Source organism: Kurthia huakuii LAM0618, from assembly GCF_000505545.1.
In the GTDB taxonomy this organism is placed as follows: Bacteria; Bacillota; Bacilli; order Bacillales_A; family Planococcaceae; genus Kurthia; species Kurthia huakuii.
Genome location: NZ_AYTB01000013.1, coordinates 215,849 through 232,238 on the forward strand (window position 1 = coordinate 215,849; position 16,390 = coordinate 232,238).

Below are 16,390 nucleotides of genomic sequence, written 5' to 3' on the forward strand. Positions count from 1 at the left end.
GACACCTCCTTCAAATGTTAAATTGTTCTTGTTGTGTATTGAATGAATATGTATTTAGGTTTACAACATTACATTTATCTAAGAATTTTTTGGTAACTTGAATAAAATCTTCTAATTCTTCTTCTGTTAGGTATAAGCCTGCAGTTTTCGAATTTAATGGATAAGCAATTTTATCACCGTAACCTTCTTTAGCAATATGTATATGAGGACAAGGAATCTTTTCTCCTGCAAATGGGAAATTCCCAGGAGGATTTGGGTGATCTGGACCAACCAAGTCAAGTCGTAATAAGGGTAATTCTTTTTTTCTTTTCGCTCTTAATTGTAGTGTATACCTTTTTAAACGTCTTCCTTGTTTGTTTAAATCAATATAAAAAAAATCAGAATGTGATTTCGCTTCAATTAATTCTTTATTGTTAAAATCAGGTATGTTAATTAGTGTGGTGTCTAATAATAATCTTTTAAGCGAATTAATTAAATTATCAATTTCAGGTTGTTGCATATTATATTATTCCCTTCTTTCAAAAAATAAGCAATTAAAATTTTATAAATACTTTTACCTATATTTTATATTCTTCACACCACGCGTAAAACCCTTTAATTTGGCATTTTGAAATAACCAAGCCTATTATGTATTTGAATTTAAATAAGATTCTGAGCTAACGAAATCAAAAATATTTTTGTTGCGCCACTCTAACTGGAATAAAAAATCATCTATTCTTTTTTTTGCGAAATTTTTACTAACTGTGAATTTTTCAGCTATATCAAAATATAAATGTTCCTTTGTAGCATAGCTGTCAAAGTCAAAATTTAATAGCATGAATGTAGGAATACAGTAATGTGCAGCAAAAGTTTCAGCTGTCCATTCTTGATATTCTTTCCATAGTGGCTTCAATAAAGTTTGATTACCTTCATGCCATAGGGCGTGACATAGTTCATGCGCAAAGATTTCTCTAAAATGTTCTTTTTGTACATCGATATTCATATAAATAATGCCATTCCCTGAAATAACTTTCATTTTGAAAGGGAGAAAGACAACTTCAATATCAAGTATTTTAGAAATATGCAGGTCATTTTTATATGAAGGTTGTGATACTTCAGCTAAATTATAAATCTCTCGTATTATTTCTTCTTTTTTATTGAGTGTAAATTCCATCAAATCTCTCCCAGCATCAACTTATGAAATCTAAAGGTACATCTTATAGGATGGTTAGTCTTTTTTATTTTGATCACGTTTTTTAGTAAACTCATAAAACATTTCAAATTCTTCGAGCGCGTCTAGTATCTTTTGCGGTTGATCATAGAAGAATAAATTTTCTCGTGAAATAATGAAATCTACTACTTCTTTCTGATAAGCAGTTAACTTCTCATAATCCTCATTTGAAATACCTTCATTAGTTACTTGTTCAGGATTTTTGATGTCGCTTCTTCCTATCAAATAATCCACAGTAGTATTAAAAATATCAGCCAATTTGGATAGTACTTCTGTATCAGGAACACGTTCTCCCTTTTCATAAGTGTCTAGAGCATTCTCAGTAACACCTATTAATTTACTAAGTTCCTTCATGGTTAAAGAAGATTCTTCTTGTCTTAATTCGTGTAATCTTTTTCCGAATATTTCATTTGTTATTATTGAAGGATTATTTTCATCAAAGAAATAAGAAACAGGAACATCAAATATTTTAGCCATAAGCAATAATTTATCCATTTTAGGATTGTTTGCATTACGTTCCCATGCTGAAACAGCAGTAGTGGCAACATCCAGTTTGTCTCCGAGTTCTTTCTGAGTTAATCTAGCTTCTTTTCTTAATTTCTTGATTTTGTCAGCAACAGTCATGTTAAATTTCATCTCCTTAAAGTAAATATTACAATAATACTGTACTTTTGTACAGTGAATCTATAACTTTAGACCTTTTTAAAAATAAAAATACATTATTTCTGTATTTAGTGCTTGAAAGTACAGAAAAACTGTATTATAGTTTAGCTACGGAGGTGATAGCCACATGAGATATACATTAGAACAAGCTCGGAATTTAAGTGGTTTGACACAAGTGGAGATGGCAAAACACATGAATATTTCCGAAAAGACTTATATTCAATATGAAAAATATCGTCGAGTTCTTCGCATGGATCAAGCTTATAAATTTGTGGAGAAAGTAAATGTGCCATTTGATAATATTATTTTTTTTACAGGTCATGTACAGAAATTCTGTAATATGAATTCGAGAGGGATCTCTTAATATAAGATTTTCTGTAGTTTAATATTAAAAACTTACTAGGAGGTTATGACATGACAGATGGTTATGTAACATATGCAGCACAGGATATGAATGCTAATAATTCGCAAATTCAAATAGTTGAACAAAAGACAGTAGCTTTTGCCGGCACTGAAATTTTGACGGTTAAGGCTACTGATGAAAAAGTCTACGTAGCAGTTAAATGGCTTTGCGAGAGTATTGGACTTTCAGAAGGCCAGATAAAATCTGAACGTAAACGAGTTAAAGAAGATACAGTTCTTTTAAAAGGGGGTCGAAATTTCACCCTCCTTACAAATGGCGGTATGCAAACAATATTATGTATTGAATTAGATTATTTACCATTATGGCTTGCTAAAATAGCAATCACACCAAATATGAAAAAAGAAACTCCTTGGATTGCAGATAGGTTAGTGGAATTTCAATTGAAAGCAAAAGATGTATTAGCTGCTGCATTCTTTCAACAACCACAACAAAATTCACCAATGACCCCAGTTGAGATTTTGGCACAAGCGGCGCAACAGATGTTGATACTAGAGCGTAAAACAAATCATTTAGAAGAACGCCAAAATCTGATGGAACAAAATCAGCAAAATATTGTAGAAGTGTTGAAAACAGATACAACCAATTGGCGTCAAATGACGAACGATTTATTACGTAAAATTGCTTATGCACGAGGTGGAGAGAATCAGTATCGTGCTGTACGTAATCATGTATATGACTTATTGAAAGTGCGTGGGCGTTGTGACTTGGAACGTCGTTTAAGCAATCGTCAGAAAAATATGTTGGCACAAGGAATGAATAAATCCGCCATTAATAAACTTTCTAAAATCGATATGATTGCGGAAGAACCACGATTAATTGAAGTTTTTGTAGCAATTGTGAAAGAGATGGCTATTGCACATAATGTGAATTTTTAAGGAGAGAAGAATAATGGCAGCAGAAAAAAGAAAAGACCAGTTAAATACTATTGAAGTAACTGATCCTAACCAATCTTTAGTTCTAGAAAATCATAGAGAAATCACTATTTTACTTAATGTAATAGAAAGAAATACTCAAGCTATTATTTTGCGAGATAAGTATATCCGTATGCTACTGGGCATTAATTTAGCCGTATTGATACTAATGTTATTCAAATAGACCGAAAATGAAATTATCGATAAACATTTTAATTTCTGCCGCATATGCAGAGATTAAAATTGTAGCTATCCAAGTTAAAATGCTGAAGAAAACTGATGATCCAACTCCAAATTTTCTGCTGATTAAAAATTCTATAATGCTAGCAGGAATATAAAATATATCTTTTATAAAATATTTTGGATTTAAGTATTTTGTTAGTAAAAAACGGTTTTCATGAATTTTTTCTAGTAAAAGAATTCTGGAATCTCTTATTAATTGGGCATCACGATAATCGTTATAGCTCGGAAAGTTATGATGCCAAGGGTATTCACAAAGGTAATCAGAAAGAGCTTTTCGAATAACAATATTTTGAAAAGCTTCTAATCGTTTTTCTTCACTATCAGCATTATCGAGGTCATTATAGAAGGTCAATATATTGTTAATTTTATATGTTTGGATCATCTTTTTTAGAGGTCTGCGTAAATACATGCATACTATAAAAATAATGATTAAAAATTTTATTATAATCTATCAACTCCTAATGTTTTAATGAGGAATAACTCTGCTAAATATAGTATCACGAGTTATCGTTAGATTCAAAATGAATATCAAAGGAGTAAATCAATATGGCTATTTTTTGTGTGAAAGAAATGAGAGAATATCGCGGTATAACACGATATCGCTTAGCTCAATTATCAGGTCTTAGCAATTCAACGTTACAAGATATAGAAAATAATTCAAATCCAAATCCTACATTTCGCAGTATGTGTAAAATTGCAGATGCACTTGAAGTAAGTTTGGACGATTTAAGGAGAGAAGAATAATGGCAGCAGAAAAAGATATGACGGCCCCATCATTGGTGCACGTCCAAATGAATGAGCAAGTGCTTTTTGCTCATGTTGATAAACTTGTGGAACAACGCATGAATGAGGTTGTATTACCACGGACACTGGCTATTAGTATTAGTGATGTAAAACGTATTACAGGTATTAGTCATCCAGATACGCTAAATAAAATTCTTGCGGATCCACGTATTTTACAGCATCAATTCCGATTGAATGAAGGTGGTCATCGTCGGTGGAATGCGAAAGGCTTTGAAGAAGCATTTGAAGAAATAATGAACGATTTGAAAGTTCTTTAATCACAACAAAAATAAAATTCATCGGCAAATGAATGGAATAGAGGTAGTGAACAAAATGGATAAACTACAACGTTTAAGCCAAGAAGTAGAGTATGAGCGCGTTTTACAACAGCTACATACATTAGAGGTGGCTGAAGAGAAAGAAGAGTGTGTGAGCTGGCTAGATATACCAGAGGGCGAGCCTACATGGTCAGATAAGTTGATGACAGTTGGTGTTCTAGGTTTTTTACCGGGCGTTACAATCGCAAGCTTGTTTTATATGATTATTATCTTTTTAAAGATGTAATAGCCATATTCGCGATATCTATTAACGGAATATTCTGTTTACAAGGAAAGTGTGAAAATAAATTAAGTGGAGGAAATAAATTTGAAAAAAATTAACTTAGTTGAAGATTATGAAACTGTAATGGATTCACGTCAATTATTAGAGGAAGAAGTCGTGGAACTTGTAAATGTATTAGGCAAGGTATGTAAAGAATCGAGTTTAAGCTATGCAAAATTAAATAAAGCCCTACATCAAACAGATGCAGAACTTTATATCAAACTTCTTTATAGCGACCCTAAATAAGACTAGATTTTGGCTCTTGTAAGTAAGCATCATATTGTTCTTTTGTGGCTCCCAACACATAAGAAGTAGAATAATACATTTGGCCATTAGATATATCACTTGTCTTAGGCCCAACGCTTAATAATGTCCAACCCTTTTCTAAGTAACGATTAGCACGAGATTCGGCACTATCATCTGAAAATTCTTTTACGTGGAAAATATCTTTACTTATCATAGGTTCACCGCCTTTCTAGTACTACTATTCGACAAAATCAGTAAATACCCTTTAAGGAAGTGACGTATGAAAAAAACATTATGGGATGTTGTAGAAGAAAAGCGACAACAAAATTTAAAAAGACGGGCAGTAGATCATGCTGAATTTAATGAAATTCGTAGAAGAGTTGAGAAAAATGAATGTTCATGCAAGCACTGTGCCCAAGATAAAGAAAAAGGCGCCAGCTGTTTCCGCAGCTAACGCCAAGTCATGATTCTCGCAATTACAGTATAGCATAAGGTATTTAAGCAAAAGCGAGAGTTATTAGGGCATAATTCAACATTTTAAAGTTATGTTGAAATAATTTTAAGGAAGAAGGAGAAAATATGCCAAAAAAATATGAAAGGCGTCAAGCATTGTTTGGCGCAGCTACTGCTCAAAACCAACGCAAAGAGCATGTTATTCAAGAGTTACGCGTATTAGGGATTTTTAAAGTGAAGGGTTTGCATTTAGAAGATGCAAATTACTATGATTTACGCTTAGCGTTGATGATACAGAAAGTGAAAGAGGTGTAAGAGATGGCAGAACAAAACGAAATTCAAGGTGTACAACATGAGGGTATTTTAGAAAAAGGCTATGGCTTAATCCCACAGTTACTGACACGAGATAAAAGTTTATCAATTGAAGCAAAAGCAATTTATGCATATCTAGCGGCATTTGCTGGTACTACACAAAAAGCATTCCCAGGCGTGAAACTTATATGTGACGAATTGAATATTTCGGAAAATCGTTATTTGAAGCATCGTAAGCAATTATTAGACAGAGGTTATATAGAGATTAAGCGAAAGCGTTTAGAAAATGGTTTCTCGAAAAATATTTATTCTCTTAAACAATCAATCCCCGTACACCTTCAAAACGTAGGCATAGGAAACGTAGGCATAGGAAACGTAGGCATAGGAAATGAAGGTACTAAAAGTAACATCTTTAAAAGTAACATCTCTAAAAGTAACAGTATTCAAAAACAACAACTACAAAAAGAAGATAGGTCGTCGTTGTCATCTCAAATCTTTAAATTTTATGAAAATGAGTTTGGTCCTTTATCTCCTTATATTAGCGAAGAAATTGATTACATGATTAAAGAAAGCAATGAAGAGTTGGTACTTGAAGCATTAAAAATATCGGTGCTTGCTAACAAACGAACAATTAAATATGCAGCAGCTATTGTTCGTAATTGGAATAATGAAAACATCAAAACTGTATCGGATTTAAAAGCTAATGAAAATAAGAAAGGGCGTGAACGCAATGAAAGCAATTCAGCAAGCTATGAGCCTACCAAAAAATATGATGATGGCGTTAACTTCTAAAGATTGTGAAGCAGAGCATGTAAATGAATATGGTTATAAAATCAAATATCCATTGTATGAAGCAAACAAATTAGGTGCAGCTTATGAGCAATATGGTGACCAACTTATTTGTTTGCAATGCATCAAAGAAAAGCAAGACGCATTATTTTCTCAAAAAATAAGTGATGATGCCATTGAAAAAGAAAAAAATAAACGTAAAAACACGATGCGTTATGCATCTGTCTATAGTGATCAGTCGATTGCAGATGCTGGATTTAAAAACTTTGAAGTAATGGCAGTAGAAGAACAGCTCAATAAAGAAAAGGCACTGAAATCTGTGAAGCATTATAAAGCAAAGTTTAAGCATGAAGCAGACGAGTATTTTACAACGATGCTTACAGGTGCAACTGGCGTAGGTAAGTCTCATTTAGCGATGGCTATTTTACGAAATTTGAATGAAACATTGGACGTTGAATGTGTATTCGTTAATGTACGCCGTATGCTCATGATGATTAAAAAATCATGGAATGACCCTAAATATCCGTATGACCAAATGTATTTCATTGATTTATTGAGTCGAGTGGACTTTTTAGTACTTGACGATCTTGGTAATGAAACTGGTAGTGATTCAGAAGCAAAACAGTGGGTGAAGGACATACTTACAGAGGCACTTGAAGCGCGTCAGACAAAAGGAACCATTGTTACATCGAATTATACACGCGACCAGTTAACGAAAATGTACAGCGAAGATAGAGCCGTTAATGCGCTAATCAGTCGTTTACTGAAAAATACTGCACCAATCGTTTTTAAAGAAACAAATGATAAACGCGTTAAACTATTCGATTTAGACGCGCCAGTGGAGGGATGACCGATGCTAAAGGTTGGTGACCAGGTAGTCATGCATACATGTGGTGAAGCAGATTATTATGACGGGAAATTATGGACATGTATTAGTGATGAACAAAAATTACATGAAGAACATAATTATACAGTTGTTTGGTTAAAAGATTTCAGTGGATGCTTCGATACAAAATATCTTCAAAAGGTTAGATTGGAGGATTAACTCATGAATAATAAATTTGTTGAATTGACTAAAGGTATTAAATTATTTAAAGAACTCCCTAAGATTGGAGATATTGAAACGATTGGTAATACGGAATATGTCCTAGTGAAATATGTGAGTTTTAAAATGCTTAAAAGTAGTTATTTGAAAATTAAATGTTTGTATCAATTGGCTACTTTAAAGCCAAAATTTTTGGTGAAACCTCAACAGACAATCACAGTTTATGCGCAGCATAAGTACACAAAATTTGTAGACGACTGGTGGGATTATGAAGTAGGTGGGTTAATGACAATTGATGGAGAATTTTATCAAGTTGAAGAATTAACGATGATTGAATTACGTGGAACAGATATTTATTTGGAATATGAAGTTTCAGAGTTACAACCATTCGAAACGGGCGCAACTCGGAAAGAGTTGTTGGAGCACCGTAAGAAAAAAATCGGGTTAGTCGTTTTGTAGGTGGATTGAATATGCGCAGTATAGCTCAAAATCTACGAATAGAAGTTGCAAAAATAGCAGAAGAATTATCACAAATACGAGTGGAAATTATGAAAGTATTGGAGGAAATCGAGAATGACCGAACATATGAAAAAAACAAGAAAAATAATCAAAGCATTCGATAAATATAAACTTCAAGAAAAAATTAATGAGCATCGAGAGCGTGGGTGGAAGCAAGTTGGCGAAATAAAGATGGAAGGGTACTACGATGGAGCTTATGCAGCATTAGTAGAACTTGAGTTAAAAAAATAGGAGGTGCTAAAAATGATTGAATCTATTGGATATGATACACCAGCACCATTTGTCCTTATAGCCTTTTATGATAATAACGGGTTTCGATTTAAAAAGGTATGTTACACCTACGAAGAAGTAGAAGCAGTTGTAACTGCATACCAGTCACAAATCGGGCTTTACAAAGGTACCACTTACATTCAAATGGCAAATGAATTAAATAACTCATCTGATTTATTAGCTGATTTTAGTAGGGGGCTAGAGAAATGAATATAAAAGTTGCGCGTAGTCGCCGTATTATGGACCGTTTTAATCGAGCAAATCTAGCTGAACAACAAAATGCGATTAGTTCAAAGAATTGCATGAAGTGTCCAAATTTTGGTGATGGCCATGTTGATAATTGCGCTCAATGTCCAATTTTTCATAAGCTTACTCAAATTGGTGATGAATTTATTGCCATTTCAAATAAACGAAAATGCGCTAAGAAAAGTAAATTATTGAAGGATGCTAATGAGTCTGGGTTAACAGCATCAAAATATTTAGAATTACGCTTAAATGGGTTATATGATTTTGAAATTTATCAAGCTGTGGGTATTTCAGCAACAAAGTTTCAAAAGTGGAAAAAGGAACATGGATTGTTAGAGAAAGCAAAGGAGTTGTAATATGTCATATACACATGAAAATTTTCAACAAATTGATATTTTTGCAGTATTGAAAGAGATTCAAGATATTGAATGGATTGAAAAAAACATACTTAATTTAATGCCGGGGAAGAAAATTACAACTACTACGTGTGAAGTGGAACTGGCGGATAAATTTATTGTCGTTAGGTCATGCGATTTTGAAGAAATATTTACTAGCAAAGAAGTAGCTTTAAAGTATATTAAAGATTATTTTGAAGGCAATAAAAAAAGTGTCAGCAGCAACTGACACAATAAGCGAAGGTATAAGTTTAAAACTTCCCCAAAACATTATAGCATAAGGAGTGGTGTTGTTTGGAGAAAAAATCAAATGAATTAAATATAATTGATTTAAGTAAAGATGGTGTCTATTACGTTAAAGACGGGAAAGTAAATACGGTAGATGATTTACCATACGGTTTTGGTACACAGACCATTACTTGGCAAAATGGGCAAGTTGTAAGGACGGAATTGTCGTATAGCAAAAAAGTGTGATAACATTTAAATTAACTTAATAAATATAGAGCTGATCAGGAACAACCGGGAGCACTAAAATGAACGCAATGACTTGTTGCGCGCATTTAGTGTTCCCTTTTTTTGTTCAATTTGTTCATAGGGGGAACGAAAATGCAAGATTTAATCAAGGAGTACAAAGTGACTTTAAAAAATACAAAAGCATTATTGCCAACACGTAAAACAAAATTGTTACGTGCAAAACAAATAAAAGATATTGAAAAAATAAAACAGTTGGAAAATGAAATCAAAACAATCAATAGTTGGGTTAGTAATTTACAGTACGTTATCCAATGGTTACAAACAGGACGGCAACCGGGCACAACAAGGGGAGCAGAAAATCGTGCAGCATATCAACGAGAGATACCTGTTTCATGTGAATGGATACATACAAATATAAGAGTTGATTTACAGCCAGAGGAAAAAACAAAAGAACAAGTAGAAGTTGAACAGATGAAAGAGCAGCTACTGCAAGATGTCATGAAGAATATTGATAAAACTGATGCAGAAATATTTACAATGCATGCGAATAGCTATTCACAAGAAGAAATTGCAAAAACAATGGATGTAACGCGCGATCAAATAAAAAGAGCGATTGCACGATGTAAACGTATTATTAAAAAAGAAGGTTGGGTGATGGTGTGAGGTATGTGCAACCTATCCGAGATATGGACCAAGTACAGGAATTCATGGAGTATTTTGAAGCAACAGACAAACGGGACTTTATTATGTTTATGCTGGGCATTAATTTAGGCTTGCGTATTTCAGATATTTTACAGTTAAAAGTGAAAGACGTACGCGAGAAGAAAAAGAATGGCCAGACATGTATTCGAAATAGCGTTAAAATCCAAGAAAAAAAGACCGGTAAGTTTAAGCAGCTTGTGATTAGTTATGAGTTGAAGAAAGCATTAAAAGATTATACAGAGGATATGAGTGCGCATGATTATCTTATACAAAGTAAAAAGAAAGGTCCTCATGGAGCGCGTAAGCCTATTACACGCATACAAGCATATCGTATTTTAAAAGATGCAGCAGAAAAAATAGGATACCGAGGCGATGTTGGGACGCATACAATGCGCAAAACGTTTGCATATCACTTCTATCAAGAAACAAACGATGTAGCTACATTACAAATCATTTTGAATCATCATGACCAAGCTGATACGCTGCGCTATATCGGTATTGAAGAAGATAAAGTAAATAAAGTAGTGAATGGACTATTTAAGCGAAGAAAAGAAAAGGACTACGAATAGCGACAAACGTTGATATAACAGCGTTTGTTTTTTAATACAGAAAGCTAATGTAACATAAAAAGGTAGTTTGTACATTAGAAATAAAAAAAGTTTAAAAAAGTTTTGAAACGTTGATATAGCGGGATTTGTGAGGAGGTAATCTAATGTAACAAAACAAAAGATATGTTACATAAGACCACAAAACCGCCCAGAGAACACACTTATAGTGAGAGGGTTAATTAATTTGAGTTGATTAAGGCATACAAAGAAATTCAAAACTAACCCCTAATAGTTCGTGTTCTTTTGTATGTCTTAATGAGTTTAAAAAAGGGGTGATGTTTTGAAATGAATCGGTTTGTTGAATTGATTAAAGAATATTTCAAAGGCATTCAAAGAATGTGGTTGCGGACCAAATTCAATCTATTGAGGTTATTTGGTAAACAAAACGTTCGAAGTAATGCTGGGAGTAGTTGGTTTGATGAAATGAACAATTGTAATGAGAAGCCAAGAAAGAAATATCCAATTAAAATGGATTTTTCGAGAAAGGTATTACACAGCCAAGTGACGTGTAGAAAACCCAAGCATCTAATCAAAAAGGTTATTTAACTCGATATGAGTAGAAGGGACACGGTGATCTATAGTCTCGCGGTGCCAAGCGCTATTGGCAGCTATTACATTGGGTAGATGTTTCAGTAGTTTGGGATTAATGATACTTGTTACATTTGAAAGAAATATCATTCGATACATTTAGGTATTAATAGAAAAATGGAAATATAGATAAATGTATAAGGGGCGTGAAAGGTATGATTGATACAGGAAACAACTTATCGATTGAATTAAAAATGGACACTAATAAGATGGCAGACAAACTAAAAGCTATTGCTAAACATGCAAATGCATTGGCTAATGAGTTGGAGGCTATTGATGCAGTGGGCGAGCATACAATCATTCATAAACCTAATGGTACAAACATTGTATTAAATGATGAGCTCATTAAAGCAGAGGGCAGTGAATAACAATGCCATATGTGAAAGGTAAGAAGGTCAATCCTTTCTATTTATCACGCTCATGGAAAGATAAACGACTTGAAATACTGGAACGTGATAATTACGAATGTGTGATGTGTAAAGCAGAAGGTCGAGTAACCACACGAAATGATGCCATTTTAGAAATCGACCATATTCAAGAATTAGATGATTATCCAGAGCTTGCGTTGGTCGATGGAAATTTGCGCACGTTGTGTCGGAGTTGTCACAACAAAAGGCATGGTCGTTTTGGTTTTACTCAACAAAAAAACAAGTGGGCAGAAGATGAAAGTTGGGATTAAAGCACTACCCCCCACTCAAAACCTTTTGCCTTTTAAAAAAATATTGGGAAACCGGTGGTTGGGGTCAATTCATCAAATGTAACGAATGAATTATACCCACCCCACCCCTACCTCCTAAAATGAAGGGATGTGATTAATTTGGATAAACGAGAAGTGGGCTCACGAATGCGCAAAAAAAGAAAAGAAAAAAATATGACACAAGTAGAGTTATCAAAGGCTTGTGGCATTTCCTTTAACTATTATTCTAGTATTGAAAACGGACGAAATTCACCTAGTTTAGATGTGCTAAATGGCATTGCTAAAAACTTGGGTGTATCGTTAGTTTACTTATTAAACGATAGAATTGATGAAATGGAACAGCGGGTAGCAGAAGAAGAAAATCGAATCAAAACACTTTTCAAGACAATTCCAGAGCCGCAGCGGAAACTGTCTGAAGGATTAATCACACAATCTGCACGACTTCGTATTTTACTCGATGATAACTGGAAAGACATTTTAGAAAATGGTGAGTATGAAAAGTTTTCGCAAAGTGAAAATCAAGTACCTTATGACCGAAAGAGGCCGATTGTAGAAAACTACGATAATCGCGATCGTACGTATCAATCCATCATGAAACAATTAACTGAACTTCTTCCACAAGAAATGAAATCTAAAAAGTCGAAGTTATTGGGCCGGTAACTGATGCTGCAAAATGATTATGTAGATAGCTACATACAAAAGTGGAAAGATGGAGCGATACTTTTAAATAAAAAGCGTGAGCAATTATTAACCTTAATTGAAACGATGATTCTACCACGTGATGACTTGTATTATTTCAACGAAGAACAAATTAATAACTATATTGAATTTAGCCAAGTTTGGTATTTTGAATTAGATGAATGGGAAACGTTTATAGCCCCGTTCATCTTTTTATTTTACGTGGAAGATGATGAACCGGTATTCGATGAATTTGTTATTAACATGGGCCGTGGTGGCGGTAAGAATGGTTTTATTTCGACATTGGCCAACTATTTTATTAGTGAGCTACATGGCATTGATTATTATGACGTGTCCATTGTGGCCAACTCGGAAAAGCAGGCAAAACGTAGTTTCCAGGAATGTTATCGTGTCATTAATAAGAAAGACAATGAAGATTTATTAGAGGAATTTGAAGCGTATAAAAGTAGCATCACCGGATTAACAACGCAAAGTGTTTTTGAATACAAGACAAGTAATGCCAGCTCACAAGATGGTGGACGTGAGGGAGCAGTTATTTACGATGAATACCACGAAATGGAGACAACTGAAATTGTGGATGTCTTTTCTGGTGGTCTAGGTAAAGTCGATTGTGGTCGTCAATTCTTTATTGGTACAAAAGGTTTTGTACGTGAAGGTTATTTCGATATTAAATATCGTGAGTGTGAAGATTTATTAAATGGCCATACACCATTTAGAGGATTGTTCCCCTATATCTGCGAACTAGATAGCATTGAAGAATTAGATAAACCAGAAGTATGGGCAAAGGCTAATCCGGCGTTACAGGAGCCATTAAACAAGCGAGGGAAGCGTTTATATACAAAAGTATATAAAGAATACGAGAAGTTGGCTAAACAACCTTCTGGACGTTCTGCATTTGTTACGAAACGCATGAACTTCTTAGAGGATAATATGGAAAATTCGGTTGCAACCAAAGAAGAAATTACCGCAACGAATCGCCCATTTTTTGAATTGGATCATGTCCCTATTGGTTCGCTCGATTTTGGGAGTGTCCGAGATTTTGCAGCATGTGGATTGCTCTTTAAAAAAGGTGAAGAATATACCTTTAAAACATTCTCTTTTGCCTGTAAGCAGTTCTGTGATGTCCATTATGGCTATTCCAACAGTGCCAGTGATATAGGTACTGAAAAACGCGCACCGATCAAACAGTGGGAAAAACAAGGATTATTAAAAGTGGTAGACGAGCCATCGTTAAATCCTATGCATATTGTGAATTGGTTTATCGAGATGCGTGAATTGTATGGTGTTCGAAAGATTGTAGCGGATAACTACAAATTAGATATTCTACGGCCATTGCTAGAAGAAGCCGGTTTTGAAGTGGAATGCATTAAGCGCCCTACCAGTATTCACCCATTAATGGCACCGCGAGTTGAAGATGGGTTTGCCAATCATAAATTTATTTTTGGAGACAATCCACTGATGCGCTGGTATACCAACAACGTGTATGTAAAGGAAACGTCAAATGGTAAACAATTTTTGAAGAAAGAAGAAGTAAAACGAAAAACAGATGGATTCCAAGCATTTGTTTATGCGCTTTATCGTGCAAATGAATTAGATGAAATCAACATGGATTCAACGTTTGATGCATATAGCGACTTTTATGCATAGGAGGGAGGTGGATAATATCGGAGTCCTTGATTTTTTATTTAATCGGCACAAGGAATTAGGAGAAATGCTGGACTTAGAGTATGTCGTAGAAATTGAACAACGAACCTACCTCAAGGAATTAGCAGTTGAAACGTGTTCTAACTTTATTGCGCGATCTGTATCTCAAACGGAATTTAAACATATGCGAGGAAAAAAACGACTGCTAGATAGTGATTTGGATAGGATTTTTAATATACGCCCAAATACAGATGAAAGTGCATCTGATTTTTGGCAGACGGTTATCAATAAATTAATTCGAGAAAATGAAGTGCTCATTATTCCATACGAAAAACAATTATTGGTGGCGGATGGTTTTCATCGCATAGAACGCGCTCTATATCCAGATACATTCGAACAAGTTTGCATCAAAGATTTTACGTTTACGAATAAAAAATGGAATATGGATGAAGTTATTTACTTAACTTATAACAATGCCCATCTATCAAAATTTTTAGATGGATTAACCAATGATTATGCGGATTTATTCGGTGCACTTATTGATGCATCTAAACGTGGCTATCAAATTCGAGGGTCCTTTTCTTTCGATACCATCAATGACCCTAAAAATCTTGATAAACCGAAAGATGTTATCAGGCGAACGTTAGATGTCGTTAACAAAAGTATGGTCGCTGTATTCCCCATTTTTAAAAATTCTACTTATACGGAGTATGCAGATGGTAGCAAATCTGGTCCAAGTATTGATGAATCTGAAAAGGTAAAACGTGCATTAATTGATAATGTGGCTAATATCTTGGGTATTCCCGTTAATCTGATTCATGGTGATGTAGCCGAATTAGAAGATGCGATGAAAGCCTATGTGAAGTTTTGTTTAGGACCACTTTTAAAGAAGGTTGAAGATGAATTGAATGCAAAAATCAAGCTAGGAAAAGATGAAAAAATCCAGCTGCGTGGAATTGCTATTCATGATGTCATTCAAAATTCAGAAGCTGTAGATAAATTGATTGCGTCCGGTGCTTTCAGTCGAAATGATGTGCGAGAATTATTTGGCATTGATCGTGTTGATGACCCAGAGTTAGATGTTTATGTGCTTACGAAAAACTATGAAAAAGTAGATACAGCAAAGGGAGGTGAAAGTGAATGAAATTAGAAGTAATGGGTGCCATCATTTCGAATGATGATAAATGGATTTATGATTGGTTAGATATGGATAGCACATCACCAAAGGATATTGTCAATTCGTTACCTTCAACAAATGAAGATCTAGACGTTATTATTAATTCTGGTGGCGGTGACGTATATGCTGGTAGCGAAATTTATACAGCATTAAAAGAATATCCTGGTAAGGTAAATATTAAAATTGTGGGGATTGCAGCATCTGCAGCATCTGTTATTGCGATGGCCGGTCATGTAACAATCAGCCCTACAGCACAAATTATGATTCACAATGTATCGAGCTTTGTAGCTGGTGACAATCGTGCAATGCAACATGAAGCTGATGTATTAAAGGGATTCAATGAATCAATTGCGAGCGCTTATGTAGATAAAACAAATCAGCCGTTAGACGATATTTTAGAATTAATGAATAAAGAAACATGGCTTACGGCTCAACAAGCTGTTGAACTAGGATTTGCAGATGAAGTAATGTTTTCTGAGAATGCGCCAAAACTTGTTGCAACAACAGGCGGTGGTCTATCACCAGAAGTCATCAACCGTATGAAAACAATCATGAATAAAGAACCTGTTGTAAATGTGAATGTAGACATGGATGAAATCGTAAATAAAGTAATCGAAAAAATGAATACACAAAACGAGCCACCAAAACCTCAAAATACAGGATTTGGACGGTTCGTTTTTTAATTTAACTAG

31 protein-coding genes are annotated in these 16,390 nt (G+C 34.3%); 26 read left to right on the forward strand and 5 right to left on the reverse strand.

The genetic code is table 11. From position 1 onward, the window contains the following. Positions 1-10 precede the first annotated feature (10 nt). The 3 genes from V514_RS19740 to V514_RS19745 form a co-directional block, all read right to left on the reverse strand. The gene (locus V514_RS19740) at positions 11-499 is read right to left on the reverse strand and encodes a DUF6978 family protein (RefSeq protein ID WP_029499982.1); all 489 of its coding nucleotides are present in this window, start codon (positions 497-499) and stop codon (positions 11-13) included. 126 nt (positions 500-625) lie between these two features. Next, on the reverse strand, positions 626-1,153 hold the full coding sequence (locus V514_RS0110920; RefSeq protein WP_029499983.1) for an ImmA/IrrE family metallo-endopeptidase: 528 nt from the start codon (positions 1,151-1,153) through the stop codon (positions 626-628). A gap of 54 nt (positions 1,154-1,207) precedes the next feature. Further along, positions 1,208-1,834 (reverse strand): helix-turn-helix domain-containing protein, encoded by a 627-nt coding sequence (locus tag V514_RS19745; RefSeq protein WP_029499984.1) that lies wholly within the window; start codon positions 1,832-1,834, stop codon positions 1,208-1,210. Between the two features lie 166 nt (positions 1,835-2,000). Between V514_RS19745 and V514_RS0110930 the strand changes: the two genes are divergently transcribed. Genes V514_RS0110930 through V514_RS0110940 form a run of 3 tightly spaced genes read left to right on the forward strand, consistent with a single transcriptional unit; the run spans position 2,001 to position 3,392 of the window. Beyond that, positions 2,001-2,237 (forward strand): helix-turn-helix transcriptional regulator, encoded by a 237-nt coding sequence (locus V514_RS0110930; RefSeq protein WP_029499985.1) that lies wholly within the window; start codon positions 2,001-2,003, stop codon positions 2,235-2,237. A 50-nt stretch (positions 2,238-2,287) separates the two neighbouring features. Further along, positions 2,288-3,172 (forward strand): phage antirepressor N-terminal domain-containing protein, encoded by an 885-nt coding sequence (locus tag V514_RS19750; protein ID WP_029499986.1) that lies wholly within the window; start codon positions 2,288-2,290, stop codon positions 3,170-3,172. 13 nt (positions 3,173-3,185) lie between these two features. Further along, entirely contained in the window at positions 3,186-3,392 is a 207-nt protein-coding gene (locus V514_RS0110940) for a hypothetical protein (protein WP_029499987.1), read from the forward strand. Here the strand turns inward: V514_RS0110940 and V514_RS0110945 are convergent. Beyond that, the gene (locus V514_RS0110945; RefSeq protein WP_029499988.1) at positions 3,381-3,833 is read right to left on the reverse strand and encodes a hypothetical protein; all 453 of its coding nucleotides are present in this window, start codon (positions 3,831-3,833) and stop codon (positions 3,381-3,383) included. The two genes, V514_RS0110940 and V514_RS0110945, sit on opposite strands and share 12 nt — an antisense overlap. Positions 3,834-3,997: 164 nt before the next feature. Between V514_RS0110945 and V514_RS0110950 the strand changes: the two genes are divergently transcribed. The 4 genes from V514_RS0110950 (at position 3,998) to V514_RS0110965 (ending at position 5,080) form a co-directional block, all read left to right on the forward strand. After that, positions 3,998-4,195, forward strand: a complete 198-nt coding sequence (locus V514_RS0110950; RefSeq protein WP_029499989.1) for a helix-turn-helix domain-containing protein — start codon at positions 3,998-4,000, stop codon at positions 4,193-4,195. Next, the gene (locus V514_RS0110955) at positions 4,195-4,512 is read left to right on the forward strand and encodes a hypothetical protein (RefSeq protein ID WP_029499990.1); all 318 of its coding nucleotides are present in this window, start codon (positions 4,195-4,197) and stop codon (positions 4,510-4,512) included. Before V514_RS0110950 ends, V514_RS0110955 begins: the two co-directional genes overlap by 1 nt. A 55-nt stretch (positions 4,513-4,567) precedes the next feature. Next, on the forward strand, positions 4,568-4,798 hold the full coding sequence (locus V514_RS0110960; protein ID WP_029499991.1) for a hypothetical protein: 231 nt from the start codon (positions 4,568-4,570) through the stop codon (positions 4,796-4,798). Between the two features lie 81 nt (positions 4,799-4,879). Beyond that, positions 4,880-5,080 carry a hypothetical protein gene (locus V514_RS0110965; protein WP_029499992.1) on the forward strand — a complete coding sequence of 67 codons (201 nt, stop codon included), beginning with the start codon at positions 4,880-4,882 and terminating at the stop codon, positions 5,078-5,080. Here V514_RS0110965 and V514_RS0110970 read toward each other — a convergent pair. Beyond that, the gene (locus tag V514_RS0110970) at positions 5,073-5,294 is read right to left on the reverse strand and encodes a hypothetical protein (protein WP_029499993.1); all 222 of its coding nucleotides are present in this window, start codon (positions 5,292-5,294) and stop codon (positions 5,073-5,075) included. The genes V514_RS0110965 and V514_RS0110970 overlap by 8 nt on opposite strands. A gap of 66 nt (positions 5,295-5,360) precedes the next feature. Here V514_RS0110970 and V514_RS20410 point away from each other — a divergent pair, with 66 nt between their 5' ends. The 19 genes from V514_RS20410 (at position 5,361) to V514_RS0111070 (ending at position 16,381) form a co-directional block, all read left to right on the forward strand. Then, positions 5,361-5,534 carry a hypothetical protein gene (locus tag V514_RS20410; protein ID WP_161630194.1) on the forward strand — a complete coding sequence of 58 codons (174 nt, stop codon included), beginning with the start codon at positions 5,361-5,363 and terminating at the stop codon, positions 5,532-5,534. A gap of 125 nt (positions 5,535-5,659) precedes the next feature. Beyond that, the gene (locus V514_RS0110980) at positions 5,660-5,848 is read left to right on the forward strand and encodes a hypothetical protein (RefSeq protein ID WP_029499994.1); all 189 of its coding nucleotides are present in this window, start codon (positions 5,660-5,662) and stop codon (positions 5,846-5,848) included. A gap of 3 nt (positions 5,849-5,851) precedes the next feature. Then, positions 5,852-6,637 (forward strand): DnaD domain protein, encoded by a 786-nt coding sequence (locus tag V514_RS19755; protein WP_029499995.1) that lies wholly within the window; start codon positions 5,852-5,854, stop codon positions 6,635-6,637. Then, positions 6,576-7,484, forward strand: a complete 909-nt coding sequence (locus V514_RS0110990) for an ATP-binding protein (RefSeq protein ID WP_029499996.1) — start codon at positions 6,576-6,578, stop codon at positions 7,482-7,484. Before V514_RS19755 ends, V514_RS0110990 begins: the two co-directional genes overlap by 62 nt. A 3-nt stretch (positions 7,485-7,487) precedes the next feature. Beyond that, positions 7,488-7,679, forward strand: coding sequence for a hypothetical protein (locus tag V514_RS0110995; RefSeq protein ID WP_029499997.1), 192 nt, complete (start codon positions 7,488-7,490; stop codon positions 7,677-7,679). Between the two features lie 3 nt (positions 7,680-7,682). Then, complete coding sequence (locus tag V514_RS0111000; protein WP_029499998.1) at positions 7,683-8,138, forward strand: hypothetical protein; 456 nt, start codon at positions 7,683-7,685, stop codon at positions 8,136-8,138. A gap of 114 nt (positions 8,139-8,252) precedes the next feature. Beyond that, positions 8,253-8,429: a hypothetical protein gene (locus V514_RS20415; RefSeq protein ID WP_161630195.1), complete on the forward strand. Its 177-nt coding sequence runs from the start codon at positions 8,253-8,255 to the stop codon at positions 8,427-8,429. 12 nt (positions 8,430-8,441) lie between these two features. Further along, on the forward strand, positions 8,442-8,678 hold the full coding sequence (locus tag V514_RS0111010) for a hypothetical protein (protein WP_029499999.1): 237 nt from the start codon (positions 8,442-8,444) through the stop codon (positions 8,676-8,678). Continuing rightward, complete coding sequence (locus V514_RS0111015; protein ID WP_029500000.1) at positions 8,675-9,070, forward strand: hypothetical protein; 396 nt, start codon at positions 8,675-8,677, stop codon at positions 9,068-9,070. The genes V514_RS0111010 and V514_RS0111015 overlap by 4 nt, the downstream gene beginning before the upstream one ends. Before the next feature lies 1 nt (position 9,071). Beyond that, positions 9,072-9,338, forward strand: coding sequence for a hypothetical protein (locus V514_RS0111020; RefSeq protein WP_029500001.1), 267 nt, complete (start codon positions 9,072-9,074; stop codon positions 9,336-9,338). A 65-nt stretch (positions 9,339-9,403) separates the two neighbouring features. Beyond that, the gene (locus tag V514_RS0111025; RefSeq protein ID WP_029500002.1) at positions 9,404-9,583 is read left to right on the forward strand and encodes a DUF3954 domain-containing protein; all 180 of its coding nucleotides are present in this window, start codon (positions 9,404-9,406) and stop codon (positions 9,581-9,583) included. A 132-nt stretch (positions 9,584-9,715) separates the two neighbouring features. After that, on the forward strand, positions 9,716-10,246 hold the full coding sequence (locus tag V514_RS19760) for a hypothetical protein (RefSeq protein WP_029500003.1): 531 nt from the start codon (positions 9,716-9,718) through the stop codon (positions 10,244-10,246). Continuing rightward, the gene (locus V514_RS0111035) at positions 10,243-10,854 is read left to right on the forward strand and encodes a site-specific integrase (RefSeq protein ID WP_029500004.1); all 612 of its coding nucleotides are present in this window, start codon (positions 10,243-10,245) and stop codon (positions 10,852-10,854) included. The genes V514_RS19760 and V514_RS0111035 overlap by 4 nt, the downstream gene beginning before the upstream one ends. A 782-nt stretch (positions 10,855-11,636) precedes the next feature. Further along, entirely contained in the window at positions 11,637-11,849 is a 213-nt protein-coding gene (locus V514_RS0111045; RefSeq protein ID WP_029500006.1) for a hypothetical protein, read from the forward strand. 2 nt (positions 11,850-11,851) lie between these two features. Next, entirely contained in the window at positions 11,852-12,160 is a 309-nt protein-coding gene (locus tag V514_RS0111050) for an HNH endonuclease (protein ID WP_029500007.1), read from the forward strand. A 138-nt stretch (positions 12,161-12,298) separates the two neighbouring features. Then, the gene (locus V514_RS20015) at positions 12,299-12,838 is read left to right on the forward strand and encodes a helix-turn-helix domain-containing protein (protein WP_235073307.1); all 540 of its coding nucleotides are present in this window, start codon (positions 12,299-12,301) and stop codon (positions 12,836-12,838) included. Between the two features lie 3 nt (positions 12,839-12,841). After that, a complete protein-coding gene (locus V514_RS0111060; RefSeq protein WP_029500009.1) occupies positions 12,842-14,524 on the forward strand; it encodes a terminase large subunit domain-containing protein in 1,683 nt (560 codons plus the stop codon). Between the two features lie 7 nt (positions 14,525-14,531). Further along, a complete protein-coding gene (locus V514_RS0111065; RefSeq protein WP_161630196.1) occupies positions 14,532-15,665 on the forward strand; it encodes a phage portal protein in 1,134 nt (377 codons plus the stop codon). Further along, positions 15,662-16,381 carry a head maturation protease, ClpP-related gene (locus V514_RS0111070; protein WP_029500011.1) on the forward strand — a complete coding sequence of 240 codons (720 nt, stop codon included), beginning with the start codon at positions 15,662-15,664 and terminating at the stop codon, positions 16,379-16,381. Before V514_RS0111065 ends, V514_RS0111070 begins: the two co-directional genes overlap by 4 nt. The last annotated feature ends 9 nt before the right edge of the window (positions 16,382-16,390 follow it).